Source organism: Pseudomonas sp. s4 (genome assembly GCF_046764235.1).
In the GTDB taxonomy this organism is placed as follows: Bacteria; Pseudomonadota; Gammaproteobacteria; order Pseudomonadales; family Pseudomonadaceae; genus Aquipseudomonas; species Aquipseudomonas asiatica.
Map to the genome: position 1 here is coordinate 5,385,709 of NZ_CP177209.1, position 13,158 is coordinate 5,398,866.

Below are 13,158 nucleotides of genomic sequence, written 5' to 3' on the forward strand. Positions count from 1 at the left end.
CTCCCACATGCAGTTTCAGGCAGGTAGCGCGCAATGAATATTGAAATCAGCCACATCAAACATAACCATTTGGTTATGCATAAGCACCTTGGCCTGACACTCGCCGCTGTCGTGGACTAATCTTTGTCTTCTTGTTTCACGCTCCGGAGAGTATTCATGGATTGGCGAAAAGGTCGACGCAGCGACAATGTGGTCGATGCCCGAGGCGAAGGTGGTGGCGGCGGCATGCGTTTCGGCGGCGGCAAGGGGCTAGGGCTTGGTGCGGTGCTGCTGATTGTCGGCATCGGCTGGCTCACCGGCCAGGACCCGTTGCAGATTCTTGGCCAGCTCGCCGGCCAGATGGAGCAACAACAACAGCAGGCACCGAGCAGCGCGGGCGGCAAGGCGCCGCCGGCCAACGACCAGCAGGCCGAGTTCGTCGCCTCGATCCTGGGCGATACCGAAGACACCTGGAAAGCCCTGTTCGCCGAGGGCGGCAAGCAGTACCGCGACCCCAAGCTGGTGCTGTTCAGCGGCCAGGTCAATTCGGCCTGTGGCTTTGCCTCGGCGGCGGTGGGGCCGTTCTACTGCCCGGCAGACCAACGGGTCTACCTGGACATGTCGTTCTTCCGCGAAATGGAAACCCGCTTCGCCGCCGCCGGCGACTTTGCCCAGGCCTACGTGATCGCCCACGAAATCGGCCATCACGTGCAGACCCTGCTGGGCGTGTCGGCCAAGGTCGATGCCGCGCGCCGCAGCGGCCAGCGCATGGAAGGCGACAATGGCCTGCTGGTGCGTCAGGAACTGCAGGCCGACTGCCTGGCCGGTGTATGGGCCTACCAGGCGCAGAAGCGCCTGAACTGGCTGGAGCCGGGCGACGTCGAAGAGGCCCTGAACGCGGCCAATGCCATCGGCGATGACCGCCTGCAGCAGCAAGGCCGCGGGCGCGTGGTACCAGACTCGTTCACCCACGGCACCTCAGCGCAACGGGTGCGCTGGTTCAAGACCGGGTTTGCCGAGGGTGAGGTGAACCGCTGCGATACCTTCAGCGCGCGCAACCTTTGAATAGCTTCCAAAACCGACGCGATCCCTGTAGGAGCGGCTTTAGCCGCGAACACCGGCAAAGCCGGTGCCATCCACCGCGAAGGGCTGCAAGGCAGCCCCAATCAAGCCAGTTACAAATCTGCTGAAAAAGCGTTTCAGCTTCCTCCATCACTGCCGATAACCCCTGCACGAATCAGCGGGCATCCAGAACAACAACGCCTGGCGATCGAAGATCAAGCGAGCGAAAACAACTTCTGGAGAGCGTGCATGAACAGCTGGTTCGCCAACATCAGCGTCAACCTCAAACTCGGCCTGGGCTTCGGCCTGGTACTGATCCTCACCGGCCTGCTGGCCCTGACCGGCTGGACCAGCCTGGGCAGCCTGATTGACCGCAGCAACTGGATGGGCGATATCGGCCAGCTCAACAAGGACCTGACCGACCTGCGCATTGCGCGCCTGCAGTACATGATCGCCAACGGTGACGATGCTGCCGCCGCCAACACCCAGACCAAGCTTGACGCCTTCAGCAAGCAACAGGCCTACCTGGCCAGCACCTTCAAGAGCCCGGAAAACATCAAGCTGCTGGGTGAACTGGGCGAGACCATCAGCGCCTACAAGGTGTCGCTGAACAAGATGCGCCAGGGCTACGATGCCACCCGCACCGCGCGCACGGCCATGGACGGCTCGGCCAGCCGTGCCGACCAGGCCATGGACGCCCTCAGCCAGGAAGTCATGGCGCGCCCCGAAGCCGACAGCGTGCGCCTGGCCCAGTACCAGCTGATCAGCAAGGCCCGCCAGCAACTGCTGCAGGTGCGCATCGACGTACGCGGCTACATTGCCGAAAACAGCGCTGCCAACGAGCAGGCAGCCCTGCGCCAGCTGGACACCGCCCTGGCCGAAATCGACAACCTCAAGCGCCAGCTGCCGGCCGAAGACACGCGCCTGCGACAGTTCGAAGGCTCGGTGCTGGCCTACCGTGAAGCCGTGCGTCAATTCCGCGATGCGGTCGCCAACATCACCACTGCGCGCGCCGAGATGACCGTTCAGGGTGCCGACATCGTCAAGCGCAGCGACGCTCTGTACCAGATCCAGCTGCAGCGCCGCGACATGGAAAGTACCCAGGCCCGCAGCCTGCAGGCCATCGCCACGCTGCTGGCGCTGTTGGTCGGCGTGCTGGCGGCAGTGCTGATCACCCGGCAGATCACCCGCCCATTGCGCGACACCATGGTGGCAGTTGAAAAGATCGCCAGCGGCGACCTCACCCAGCACCTGCGCGTCACCCGCCGCGACGAACTGGGCGTGCTGCAACAAGGCATCGCCCGCATGGGCACCACTTTGCGCGAGCTGATCAGCGGCATCCGCGATGGCGTCACCCAGATCGCCAGCGCTGCCGAGGAATTGTCGGCAGTGACCGAGCAGACCAGCGCCGGCGCCAACAGCCAGAAGGTCGAGACCGACCAGGTGGCCACCGCAATGCACGAAATGGCCGCTACCGTTCAGGAAGTGGCACGCAATGCCGAGCAGGCCTCGCATGCTGCCACCGGTGCCGATGACGAAGCCCGTGCCGGCGACCGCGTGGTAGGCGAAGCAATTGGCCAGATCGAACGTCTGGCCGAAGAAATGCACCGTTCCACCGAAGCCATGAACCTGTTGCAGCAGGAAAGCCAGAAGATCGGCAGCGTGATGGACGTGATCAAGTCGGTGGCCGAACAGACCAACCTGCTGGCGCTGAACGCAGCGATCGAGGCGGCGCGTGCTGGCGAGGCAGGCCGTGGTTTTGCCGTGGTTGCCGATGAAGTGCGCGGCCTGGCCCAACGCACGCAGAAATCCACCGAAGAGATCGAAGAACTGATCGCCAGCCTGCAGCATGGGACCCAGCAAGTGGCTACGGCCATGCACGGCAGCCGTACCCTGACCGACAGCAGCGTCGAGTTGGCGCGCAAGGCCGGGGCTTCGCTGGAGAGCATCACCAGCACGGTGTCGAGCATCCAGTCGATGAACCAGCAGATTGCCGCGGCGGCGGAACAGCAGAGTGCGGTGGCGGAGGAGATCAGCCGCAGCATCCTGAATGTGCGCGATGTGTCGGAGCAGACGGCGGCGGCCAGTGACGAAACGGCGGCGTCCAGCGTGGAGTTGGCGCGGTTGGGTGGGCAGTTGCAGACGTTGGTCAGCCAGTTCCGCGTCTGACCTGAAGACCCCGGGGGCCGCTTTGCGGCCCATCGCCGGCAAGCCAGGCTCCCACAGGAATAGCACAAGCCTCGGGGCTGCGCCGTACCTGTGGGAGCTGGCTTGCCGGCGATAGGGCCGGCACTGACGACCGCTTACTTGATGACCATCCCTACCCCACGCCCACGCGGATCCGAAGCGGTCTCCAGCTTCGTCCCATCAACCCGGATCGCCTGGATATCCCCCATCTCCCAGCCCTGGTCCTCCAGCACATAGCCCATCTTCTTCAGTTCATCAGCCACCGGCCCGGTCAGCGGCGCATAGCTGTCGAAGTAGATGGTGTCCTTGGGCAGCAACTGATGGTGCACGCGCTGCGCCGCCACCGCCTTGTCCAGCGGCATGTCATAGTCGTACAGGTTGTTCATCACCTGGAAGATCGAGGTGAAGATCCGCGAGCCACCCGGAGTGCCGATGACCAGCTCGACCTTGCCATCGCGGGTCATCAGGCTGGGGCTCATGGACGACAGCATGCGCTTGCCCGGGGCGATAGCATTGGCATCGCCACCTATTACACCAAAGGCGTTCGCCGCCCCCGGCTTGGCGCTGAAATCGTCCATCTCGTCGTTGAGCAGGAAGCCGGCGCCTTTCACCACCACACCGCTGCCGTAGTCGAGGTTGAGGGTGTAGGTGTTGCTGACCGCATTGCCCTGCTTGTCGACGATCGAGAAGTGCGTGGTCTGGTGCGGTTCCAGGCCCGGCTTGACCTTGTCGGTATCGGAAATGGCCTTCGGGTTGACCTGCGCGGCGCGCTTGGCCAGGTAGTCCTTGGCCACCAGCTGATCCACCGGCACTTTGGTGAAGGCCGGGTCGCCAAGGTAGTCGGCGCGGTCGGCGAAAACGCGCTTCTCGATCTCGGCCAACAGGTGTATGTACTGCGCCGAGTTGTGCGCTACACCCTTGAAGTCCGCCGCCCGGTTTTCCTTGATACCCAGCAGCTGGGCCAGGGCGACACCACCGGAGCTAGGCGGTGGTGCGGTATACACCACGTTGCCACGCCAGCTCACGGCCATCGGCTCACGCCATACGGCTTTGTAGTCCTTGAGGTCCTGTTTGGTGATCAGGCCCTTGTCGGACTGCATCTGCGCCACCAGCAGGTCTGCAGTCTTGCCCTGGTAGAACTCGCTCACGCCCTTGTCGGCGATGCGCTCCAGGGTCTGGGCCATTTCCGGTTGCTTGAACAGCTCGCCGACCTTCATGTTGCCGAAGTAGTCGTTGAAATTGGTCGCGGTCTTGAACATGCCCTGGGCGTCGTTGCGGTACTGGTACTGCTTGGCCGCAACCTTGAAGCCGTTTTTCGCATAGCCGATGGCCGGGGTCAGCAGTTCGCTCCAGGGCAGCTTGCCGAACTTCTGATGCGCCTCCCACAAACCCATCACCGTGCCCGGAACGCCAGCAGCACGTGCCCCGACCAGGCTGAGGTTTTCGATGACCTCACCCTTTTCGTCCAGGTACATGTTGCGCGTGGCGGCCTGGGGCGCGACTTCGCGGTAGTCGAGGAAGTAAGGTTTGCCGTCGACGAACAGGGTCATGAACCCGCCACCACCGATGTTGCCGGCCTCGGGATAAGTAACCGCCAGGGTGAAAGCCGTGGCCACTGCCGCATCCACCGCGTTGCCGCCTTTCTTGAGGATGTCGGCGGCCACCTGTGCACCATATTGATCGGGCGCGGCCACCGCGCCGCCCTCAAGGTTGGCGGCATGAACCGAGGAACAGCTCAGGATCGCGGCTGCGAGAGCCAGGTACTGGAACGGAGCAATACGCATGACACTTCCTTGGTGTTGTTTTTGTTGAGCAGTCAGTAAGGCCGAAGCGCTTCGACTGTGCAATCAACCGCAGGAAGTTTCGCCGCCCGTGGACAGGACCTGTCGCGTTCAGGCAACTCAGCTGGCGTACATCGCCAACTTGCGCTGGATGAAATCGAGGAAGCACTGGATACGCAGCGCCAGCTGGGTGTTGCGGTAGTACACCGCATGGATCGGCTGGCGATAGCCGTTGTTGGCTTCGCTCAGCAGCACTTGCAGGCGCCCGGCGCGAATGTCCTCGTGGGTCATGAAGTGCGACAGGCTGACGATGCCCTCGCCGGCCAGCGCCAATTGGCGCAAGGTCTCGCCGCTGGAGGCGATCAGCGACGGGCGAATGCTCCAGCGGTCCCCCTGGGCATGGCGCAGTGGCCAATGGTTGAGCGATTCGGGCTGGCTGAAGCCGAGCAGGCAGTGGTTGGCCAGGTCCTCGACCCGCTGCGGCGTGCCGTGTTGCTCGAGGTAGGCCGGGCTGGCCAGCACCTGTACCGGGCTGCATCCCAGGCTGCGTGCGTGCAGGCTGGAGTCGGCCAGTTCACCGATGCGGATCGCCACATCGGTGCTTTGCTCCAGCAGGTCGATGATCAAGTCGTCGGTATTGAGTTCCAGTTCGATACCAGGGTATTGGCGGCGGAACTCGCCGATCCACGGCAGGATGGCATGCAGCATGAACGGCGCGGCGGCGTTGATGCGCAGGCGCCCGGTAGGGGTCTGGCGGTTCATCGACAGTCGCTCTTCCATCTCGTCCATCTGTTCCAGGATCAACCGCGCGCGCTCGAGGAAGAAGCGGCCCTCCTCGGTCAGGTCCATGCGCCGGGTGGTGCGGTTGACCAGCGTGGTACCCAGCTTGCCTTCAAGGCGCGACAGGGTACGGCTGACGGCAGACGGGGTCTGGCCCATCTGCTCGGCAGCAGCGGAAATCGAGCCGCAGTCGATGACGGTGACGAATACCTGGAGCTCTTCGGATCGGGTTTTCACATCTGCGCCTGCGGTTGGTCTCTGCCGGAATAGATAGCCGCTTGTCTAGGCCAAGTCCAGCACAGAAAAACCTTACTGTGCCTTGCCAAACACCTTGTCCAGATGCGCCTCATAGGCTGCCAAAGCAGCCGGCACATCAGGCCGCTTCATCACATCCACCGCCAGGAAAGTCGGCAACCCGGTCATGCCGAGGAACTGGTTGGCCTTGTGGAATGGGAAGTACACCGCGTCCACCCCCTTGCCCTCGAAGAAATCGCTAGGGTCGTCGAATGCCTGCTGCGGTGCATTCCAGGTCAGCGAAAGCATGTACTGCTTGCCGTGCACCAGGCCACCACTGCCGTACTTCTGCGAGTGGTCCGCACGGGTACGGCCGTCGTTGGCATACAAGCTACCGTGGCCGGCGGTGAACACCTCGTCGATGTACTTTTTAACGGTCCATGGCGCACCCATGCACCAGCCGGGCATCTGGTAGATGACCACATCGGCCCAGAGGAACTTCTCCACCTCTTCCTGGGCATCATAGCCACCGTCGATGAAGGTCTGGCGTACATCGAAACCGGCCCGGTCCAGGTGAGCGATGGCCGCTTCGTGCAAGGTCGTGTTCAGACGACCGTCGGAGTGGGCGAACTGTTTACCACCGTTGAGCAAAAGGATCTTCTTCATGCGGGCCTCGCGGAAAAAATTCAGGCCGGCAGGTTAGGGGCTCGCGGGCGCGGGATACAGTAATGCAGCGGCAAAATACAATTGACCTGAAGTCACGAATCAATAATGCATTATTGCCTTAGAATCGCATCACCTCCCATCACCGAGTAGCGACCCATGAGTGAGCAGTACGCCTTCATCCTCAAAGCCAAGACCCGCCCGGAAATGGCTGAAGCGTTCGAAACGCTGTTCCGCGCTTACGTCGAGCCAAGCCGCCAGGAGCCGGGCTGCATCGAGTACCACATGCTGCGCGACAAGCAGGACCCGAGCCTGTTCGTGTTCTTCGAGGTCTGGGCCGACAAGGCAGCGCTGGATGTGCATTCGGCACTGCCGCACATGACCGCGTTCTTCGAAAAACGCATGGACTACCTGGAACGCGATTTCGACATCCAGATGATCGACATGCTCAGCGCATCAAGCGCTAACCGCTGATCAGCAAATGGCCGCCGAGCGCGGCCAGGCCGATGAAGAAGCACCGTTTGAACAGCGGCGTACTGATGCGCTGACGCAGCCACTGGCCGGCCAGCATGCCGACTAAGGCCGGCGCCAGCATCAGCAGCGAAGCACCCAGCGCCTGGCCACCCAGGACATGCTGCCCGGCCAGGCCAACGGCCAGGGCCAGGGTCGAAACCGTGAACGACAGGCCCAGGGCCTGGACCATCTGATCCCGATTCAAACCCAGGCTCTGCAGGTAGGGCACAGCCGGTATCACGAACACCCCGGTCGCCGCCGTGACCACGCCCGTGACCAGCCCGCAAAGCGGCGCCAGCCAAGGCTCCCGCCCCGGTGCCAGGCGCAGACCCGGACCGACCAGCCCGTACAGCGCATACACCATCAAGGCCGCGCCCAGTGCATGTGCGGCCCAAGGGCCGCTGTTGATCCCCAGCCAGGCGCTGCCCAGCAAGGTACCGACGAAGATCATCGCCAGCATCGGCCACAGGCGTGCCAGCAACCTCCGCAGGTGCCCCCCACTGGCCAGCTGCCAGAGGTTGGTGAGGGTCGAAGGCACAATCAGCAATGCCGCAGCCTGCGCCGGTGACATAGCCAGGCCCAGCAGGCCCATGGCGATTGTCGGCAGGCCGAGGCCGATCAAGCCCTTCACCGCGCCGGCCAGCAGGAAAGTCAGTACCACCAGCAGCGACAGCGCTGGGCCAATGTTCTGGTAGAAAGCGAGCAAGGTATTCATAGGCCGATAATGGCGTGCGCCAGCCGGGCTGAAAATCTGCCATATACTCAGCCAGACTCTTGCCAGGACAGAGCCACATGCATTTCGATCTGATCGACCTCAGGCTGTTCCAGCACACCCTGGAGTGCGGCAACATCACCGCCGGTGCCAGCCGCAGCCATCTTTCGCTGGCAGCAGCCAGTGCGCGGATCCGCGCCATGGAGGCTTCGCTGGGCATCCCTTTGCTGGAACGCAACCGCCGTGGCGTGCAAGCAACTCTGGCCGGCCAGGCACTGCTGCAGCATGCCCGGCTGATATCGCAGCAGGTCGAGCGCCTGCAGTTCGACCTGGGCCAGTACGTTCAAGGGCAGCAGGGCCAGGTGCGCCTGCTGTGCAACACGGCTGCACTCACGGAGTACCTGCCGGAGCTGCTGGCCGGCTACCTGGCTGAAAACCCAGGCGTCAGCGTGGATGTGCAGGAGTTGCCGAGCCTGCGCATCGTGCAGTCGATTACCCAGGGCATGGCGGACCTGGGCATAGTTTCGACCGCCGCCCCCAGCGAGCACCTGCAGACCCGGCCGTTTCGCGAAGACCCACTGGTGCTTGTAACGCCGCAGCGCCATCCACTGGCCAGCGAGGTAGCGCCGAGCTTTATCGATAGCCTGGCCCATGGCTATGTCGGCCTGGGTGCCGGCAGTGCACTGGCGTTGTACCTGGAAGAGCAGGCGCTGCGCGAGGGGCGGCGCATGCGGGTTCGGGTGCGTGCCGAAGGGTTCGATGGCGTGATCCGCATGGTTGCGGGCGGGGCCGGGGTGGGGGTGGTGCCGCTGGCTGCGGTGAAGCGTTGGCAAGGGGTGTTGCCGTTGCACTGGGTGGCGCTGACGGAACCATGGGCCAATCGCCGGTTGCTGGTGTGTGCACGCGATTTTGCGGCATTGCCGGGGTATGCCGCAGGGTTGGTAACCACCCTCACCCGCTGACCCGATCAGTATGTTGCATGTACTGCGCATGACTTGAAGCCAACGCGATCGATGTAGGAGCGTGCACAGTAAGTGCATTTTTTTAGCCGCTCGCACACAATCCTCCCATCGCACCACCGAAAAGGACTTTCCAGTGGCATCGATCTACCAGCTCAAACCGCGCTTCCAGGCCATGCTCCGCCCTGCTGTCCAGCGCCTCCACGACCGCGGTGTCACCGCCAACCAGGTCACTGTCGCCGCCGCCCTGCTGTCGATCCTGCTGGGCCTGCTGCTGGCTGCCCTGCCCCATCTCACCTGGCTGTTCATTCTGGTGCCAGTCTGGATGCTGCTGCGCATGGCACTGAACGCCGTCGACGGCATGCTCGCCCGTGAGTTCGGCCAGCAATCCACCCTCGGTGCCTACCTCAACGAACTGTGCGACGTGATCGCCGATGCCGCGCTGTACCTGCCCTTCGCCCTGCTGGCCGGTGTATCGCCAACCTTGGTCGTGCTCGTGGTGCTCAGCGCCACCTTCAGCGAATACGCCGGTGTCATGGGCCCACTGGCCGGTGCTTCACGGCGCTACGATGGCCCAATGGGCAAGAGCGACCGGGCCTTTGCCTTCGGTGTGCTGGGTACCGGTGTCGCCCTAGGCCTGCTGAATGGCACCTGGCTCAACGGCTTGTTGCTGGTCATCCTCGCACTCTCGCTCTATACCCTCTACAACCGGGTTCGCCAGGGGCTGGCCGAAACCCGCTGAGCCCACTGCCGTCGCAAAAGGATGTCGACCATGCGCCAAGCGCAAGCGCTGCACTTCTCCACCCATGACGGCGTCGAGCTGTATTACCGTCACTGGCCTGCCACGCGTAACCAACACCAGCCACGCCGGGCCGTGGTGATGTTCCATCGCGGCCACGAACACGGCGGGCGCATGGCACACCTGGCCGACGAGCTGGACATGCCGGGCTACGATTTCTTCGCCTGGGATGCCCGCGGCCACGGCCATTCGCCGGGCGCGCGTGGCGACAGCCCGGGCTTCGCCACCAGCGTGCGCGATGTGCAGACCTTCATCGAGCACATCCAGGCCAGCCATGGCATCGCCGAACAGGACCTGGTGGTGCTGGCGCAGAGCGTAGGGGCCGTGCTCGTCGCCACCTGGGCCCACGACTACGCGCCCAAGGTGCGCTGCCTGGTGCTGGCCTCGCCAGCGTTCAAGGTCAAACTGTATGTGCCGTTCGCCCGCACCGGCCTGAAACTGCTGAAAGCCTTGCGCGGAAACTTCTTCGTAAACAGCTACGTCAAGCCCCGCCTGCTCACCCACGACCCCGAACGGGTCATGTCGTACGTGGCCGACCCGCTGATCAGCCGGCCGATTTCGGTAACCATGCTGCTGGGCCTGTACGAAGCCGCCGACCGGGTGGTGGCGGATGCCCAGGCCATTCAGTTGCCAACCCAACTGCTGGTGTCCGGTGCCGACTTCGTGGTCGAACGCCAACCGCAGGAACGCTTCTTCGAACGCCTGGGCAGTGCGCGCAAGGAAATGCACATCCTGCCAGGTTTTTTCCACGACACCCTTGGCGAGCGTGACAGGGCCCATGCCTTGCGGCGCATCGAGCGGTTTGTCGAACATTGCTTCGCCAGCCCCGCCGCCCTGCCATCACTGCTCGATGCCGACAAGACCGGCGCCAGCTGCGCCGAGGCCGAAAGCCTGGCCGCACCGCTGCCGCGCAACTCGCCCCGCGACCTTTACTGGCGTGCTACCCGTGCCGGGCTGCGGCTGGGCAAGGGGCTGTCCGAAGGTGTGAAGCTGGGTTTCGATACCGGTTTCGATTCGGGCAGTACCCTGGACTACGTGTACCGCAACCAGCCGACCGGCAAAGGCAAGCTCGGTCGCCTGATCGACCAGAACTACCTCGACGCCATCGGCTGGCGCGGCATCCGCCAGCGCAAGCTGCACGTAGAGGAACTGCTGCGCCTGGCCATCGTCCGCCTGCGCGACCAGCAGCGGCCGGTGCACATCGTCGATATCGCCGCCGGCCATGGCCGCTACATTCTCGAGGCCCTGCAGGAGCTCGAACAACTGCCGGATTCGATCCTGCTGCGTGACTACAGCGAACTGAACGTGCAGCAAGGCAGCGCACTGATTGCAGAAAAAGGCCTGACCGACATCGCCCGCTTCGTCCAGGGCGATGCCTTCGACCGCCAGAGCCTGGCGACCCTGGAACAACCACCGACCCTGGCCGTGGTCTCCGGCCTGTACGAACTGTTCGCCAGCAACCAGTTGGTAGGTAACTCGCTGGCCGGCCTGGCCGATGCGCTGGAAGATGGCAGCTATTTGGTCTACACCGGCCAGCCGTGGCACCCGCAACTGGAAATGATCGCCCGCGCCCTCACCAGCCACCGCGGCGGGGAGGCCTGGGTCATGCGTCGCCGCAGCCAGGCCGAAATGGACCAGTTGGTAGAAGCGGCGGGGTTCCGCAAGCTGGCCCAACGCATCGATGAATGGGGCATTTTCAGCGTCAGCCTGGCACAACGGGTGCGCTGAATGAGCCCATCACGCGAGCCCCGGCTGATCCGCCGAGGCGTGTTCTGGCTTCTTTTGCTGGGGCCGCTGTTTTTTCTTAGTTACGGGCTGGCGAACAACCATACCGCCGGGCGCAGTGATGTCGGCAGCCTGGTGTTCGGCTGGGAAAGCCGCATGCCGTTGTGGCCGTGGACGATCATCCCGTACTGGTCGATCGACCTGCTCTACGGTTTGTCCTTCCTGCTGCCACGCACGCGCCAGGAAATGGACCGGCACGCGCTGGCGCTGCTAACCGCGCAGCTGATCAGCGTCAGCTGCTTCCTGCTCTGGCCGCTGCGCTTCACCTTCGAGCGGCCGGAACTGGGCGGGGTGTTCGGCTGGATGTTCGATGTGCTGATGGGCTTCGACAAGCCGTTCAACCAGGCGCCTTCGCTGCATATTGCCCTGCTGGTGATCATCTGGACGATGTTTGCCCGGCACGTGCAGCGCCAGCCCTGGCGTTGGCTGATGCATGGCTGGATGGCACTGATCGGGGTCTCGGTACTGACCACCTGGCAGCACCATTTCATCGACGTGCCGACAGGGGCATTGGCGGGGTTCGTCTGCGTCTGGTTGTGGCCACATCAAGGGCAACTGCCCTGGCAGCAGGTGCGCCTTGCGCGGGATGCCAAGTGTTGGCGGTTGGCGTTGTTCTATACAGTGGGTGGGCTGCTGTGCGCAGTGCCTGCCGTTGCGTTGGGCGGCGCCTGGCTGTGGTTGACCTGGCCGGCCGTGTCGCTGGCTTTGGTGGCGCTGAACTATGGCGTGCTCGGTGCGGGCGGGTTCCAGAAAGGCGCCGATGGGCGCTTGTCGAATGCAGCCAGCTGGCTGCTGGCACCCTACCTGATTGGGGCGTGGGTCAACTCGCGGTTGTGGACATGGCGGCACACGCAGGCGGATGAAGTGTGTGATGGCGTCTACCTTGGGCGGATTCCTGGGTGTGACGCGCAGTTCGCTGCGGTAGTCGATTTGTGCGCAGAGCTACCGTGCCATGTTCAGGACAGCGCTCCTACACAGGTCGCGTCCGCCGTTGGCTACGCATGTTTTCCTACCCTGGACCTGATCGCCCCGGAAAGCCCATTGCTGCACCAAGCCGCCGTCACCATCGAACGCCTGCGCTCGCAAGGCCCGGTGCTGGTCTGCTGCGCCCTGGGCTATTCGCGCAGCGCCAGCGCCGTGGCAGCCTGGCTGGTACTCACGGGCCGCTGCAGTGATGCTCGCCAGGCCGAGGCGCTGATCCGCAAGGCCCGCCCCGGCGTGGTCCTGCACAGCGCACATCGCCAAGCCTTGCAACGGCTAGGGACACAACCATGACGCTGTACGTGGTGGCCAGCCTGCTGGGCTGTGGCAAACAACTGGAACGCCTGTCGGACGGCCTCACCCTGCTGGCCCTGGCCTACGGCCTGGCGCCCTTGCTGGGAGCCCAGTTGCAACCGCTGGCCAGCCTGCTGTGCATTGCGCTGCTGGTACTAGGCGTGCTGCACAAGTACTGGGCCATCCGTGTGGCCATCGATGCCCAATTGTTCGCCCACCTCGCCGCCAGCCACGACCTGGCGGCGGACACCCAGGCCCTGGACCACGCACTGTTCGAGCTGAAACTCAAACCGCAGGCCGCCGACACCCGAGCATGGCCTGCCCGTAGCCGGGCCGCGCTGACCCTGTTACGCCGCCAGGCAGTGTACCTGGGCCTGCAGCTGTCGCTGGCCTTGGCTACCCTGCTGACACTGCCTTTGAAGGGATGAC

General features: G+C 63.8%; 12 protein-coding genes and 1 pseudogene. 9 read left to right on the forward strand and 4 right to left on the reverse strand.

Annotated elements, in window-relative coordinates; translation table 11 throughout:
• Nucleotides 1-156: 156 nt before the first annotated feature.
• From ACK56M_RS24990 to ACK56M_RS25000, 3 genes and pseudogenes are all read left to right on the forward strand, one after another.
• On the forward strand, nt 157-1,044 hold the full coding sequence (locus tag ACK56M_RS24990; RefSeq protein WP_015271806.1) for a neutral zinc metallopeptidase: 888 nt from the start codon (nt 157-159) through the stop codon (nt 1,042-1,044).
• Nucleotides 1,045-1,425: 381 nt separating this feature from the next.
• Nucleotides 1,426-2,307, forward strand: a pseudogene (locus ACK56M_RS24995) (methyl-accepting chemotaxis protein); the annotation flags it as partial.
• A 198-nt stretch (nt 2,308-2,505) separates the two neighbouring features.
• On the forward strand, nt 2,506-3,210 hold the full coding sequence (locus ACK56M_RS25000) for a methyl-accepting chemotaxis protein (protein WP_406834074.1): 705 nt from the start codon (nt 2,506-2,508) through the stop codon (nt 3,208-3,210).
• Nucleotides 3,211-3,344: 134 nt separating this feature from the next.
• On the opposite strand, the gene ggt is transcribed toward ACK56M_RS25000, so the two are convergent.
• From ggt to ACK56M_RS25015, 3 genes are all read right to left on the reverse strand, one after another.
• Nucleotides 3,345-5,012: a gamma-glutamyltransferase gene (gene ggt / locus ACK56M_RS25005; RefSeq protein ID WP_411959123.1), complete on the reverse strand. Its 1,668-nt coding sequence runs from the start codon at nt 5,010-5,012 to the stop codon at nt 3,345-3,347.
• Nucleotides 5,013-5,129: 117 nt separating this feature from the next.
• Nucleotides 5,130-6,026: a LysR family transcriptional regulator gene (locus ACK56M_RS25010; RefSeq protein WP_015271809.1), complete on the reverse strand. Its 897-nt coding sequence runs from the start codon at nt 6,024-6,026 to the stop codon at nt 5,130-5,132.
• 72 nt (nt 6,027-6,098) lie between these two features.
• The gene (locus ACK56M_RS25015) at nt 6,099-6,689 is read right to left on the reverse strand and encodes an NAD(P)H-dependent oxidoreductase (protein WP_411959124.1); all 591 of its coding nucleotides are present in this window, start codon (nt 6,687-6,689) and stop codon (nt 6,099-6,101) included.
• Nucleotides 6,690-6,845: 156 nt separating this feature from the next.
• Between ACK56M_RS25015 and ACK56M_RS25020 the strand changes: the two genes are divergently transcribed.
• Entirely contained in the window at nt 6,846-7,160 is a 315-nt protein-coding gene (locus tag ACK56M_RS25020; RefSeq protein ID WP_003258316.1) for a putative quinol monooxygenase, read from the forward strand.
• Here the strand turns inward: ACK56M_RS25020 and ACK56M_RS25025 are convergent.
• The gene (locus ACK56M_RS25025; protein WP_015271811.1) at nt 7,150-7,914 is read right to left on the reverse strand and encodes a sulfite exporter TauE/SafE family protein; all 765 of its coding nucleotides are present in this window, start codon (nt 7,912-7,914) and stop codon (nt 7,150-7,152) included. The genes ACK56M_RS25020 and ACK56M_RS25025 overlap by 11 nt on opposite strands.
• A 77-nt stretch (nt 7,915-7,991) precedes the next feature.
• Here ACK56M_RS25025 and ACK56M_RS25030 point away from each other — a divergent pair, with 77 nt between their 5' ends.
• From ACK56M_RS25030 to ACK56M_RS25050, 5 genes are all read left to right on the forward strand, one after another.
• Nucleotides 7,992-8,873: a LysR substrate-binding domain-containing protein gene (locus tag ACK56M_RS25030; RefSeq protein WP_054572785.1), complete on the forward strand. Its 882-nt coding sequence runs from the start codon at nt 7,992-7,994 to the stop codon at nt 8,871-8,873.
• Nucleotides 8,874-9,006: 133 nt separating this feature from the next.
• Nucleotides 9,007-9,612 carry a CDP-alcohol phosphatidyltransferase family protein gene (locus ACK56M_RS25035; RefSeq protein WP_015271813.1) on the forward strand — a complete coding sequence of 202 codons (606 nt, stop codon included), beginning with the start codon at nt 9,007-9,009 and terminating at the stop codon, nt 9,610-9,612.
• Nucleotides 9,613-9,642: 30 nt separating this feature from the next.
• Complete coding sequence (locus ACK56M_RS25040; protein ID WP_015271814.1) at nt 9,643-11,397, forward strand: bifunctional alpha/beta hydrolase/class I SAM-dependent methyltransferase; 1,755 nt, start codon at nt 9,643-9,645, stop codon at nt 11,395-11,397.
• Nucleotides 11,398-12,729 (forward strand): phosphatase PAP2/dual specificity phosphatase family protein, encoded by a 1,332-nt coding sequence (locus tag ACK56M_RS25045; RefSeq protein ID WP_015271815.1) that lies wholly within the window; start codon nt 11,398-11,400, stop codon nt 12,727-12,729. It abuts the gene before it with no gap.
• The gene (locus ACK56M_RS25050; RefSeq protein WP_236223270.1) at nt 12,726-13,157 is read left to right on the forward strand and encodes a hypothetical protein; all 432 of its coding nucleotides are present in this window, start codon (nt 12,726-12,728) and stop codon (nt 13,155-13,157) included. Before ACK56M_RS25045 ends, ACK56M_RS25050 begins: the two co-directional genes overlap by 4 nt.
• Nucleotide 13,158 lies beyond the last annotated feature (1 nt).

Coding starts and splice junctions, on each gene's coding strand:
- ACK56M_RS25020 (WP_003258316.1), top strand. CDS start 6,846: ATGAGTGAGCAGTACGCCTTCATCCTCAAAGCCAAGACCCGCCCGGAA.
- ACK56M_RS25050 (WP_236223270.1), top strand. CDS start 12,726: ATGACGCTGTACGTGGTGGCCAGCCTGCTGGGCTGTGGCAAACAACTG.
- ACK56M_RS24990 (WP_015271806.1), top strand. CDS start 157: ATGGATTGGCGAAAAGGTCGACGCAGCGACAATGTGGTCGATGCCCGA.
- ACK56M_RS25015 (WP_411959124.1), bottom strand. CDS start 6,689: ATGAAGAAGATCCTTTTGCTCAACGGTGGTAAACAGTTCGCCCACTCC.
- ACK56M_RS25000 (WP_406834074.1), top strand. CDS start 2,506: ATGGCCGCTACCGTTCAGGAAGTGGCACGCAATGCCGAGCAGGCCTCG.
- ggt (WP_411959123.1), bottom strand. CDS start 5,012: ATGCGTATTGCTCCGTTCCAGTACCTGGCTCTCGCAGCCGCGATCCTG.
- ACK56M_RS25040 (WP_015271814.1), top strand. CDS start 9,643: ATGCGCCAAGCGCAAGCGCTGCACTTCTCCACCCATGACGGCGTCGAG.
- ACK56M_RS25030 (WP_054572785.1), top strand. CDS start 7,992: ATGCATTTCGATCTGATCGACCTCAGGCTGTTCCAGCACACCCTGGAG.
- ACK56M_RS25025 (WP_015271811.1), bottom strand. CDS start 7,914: ATGAATACCTTGCTCGCTTTCTACCAGAACATTGGCCCAGCGCTGTCG.
- ACK56M_RS25045 (WP_015271815.1), top strand. CDS start 11,398: ATGAGCCCATCACGCGAGCCCCGGCTGATCCGCCGAGGCGTGTTCTGG.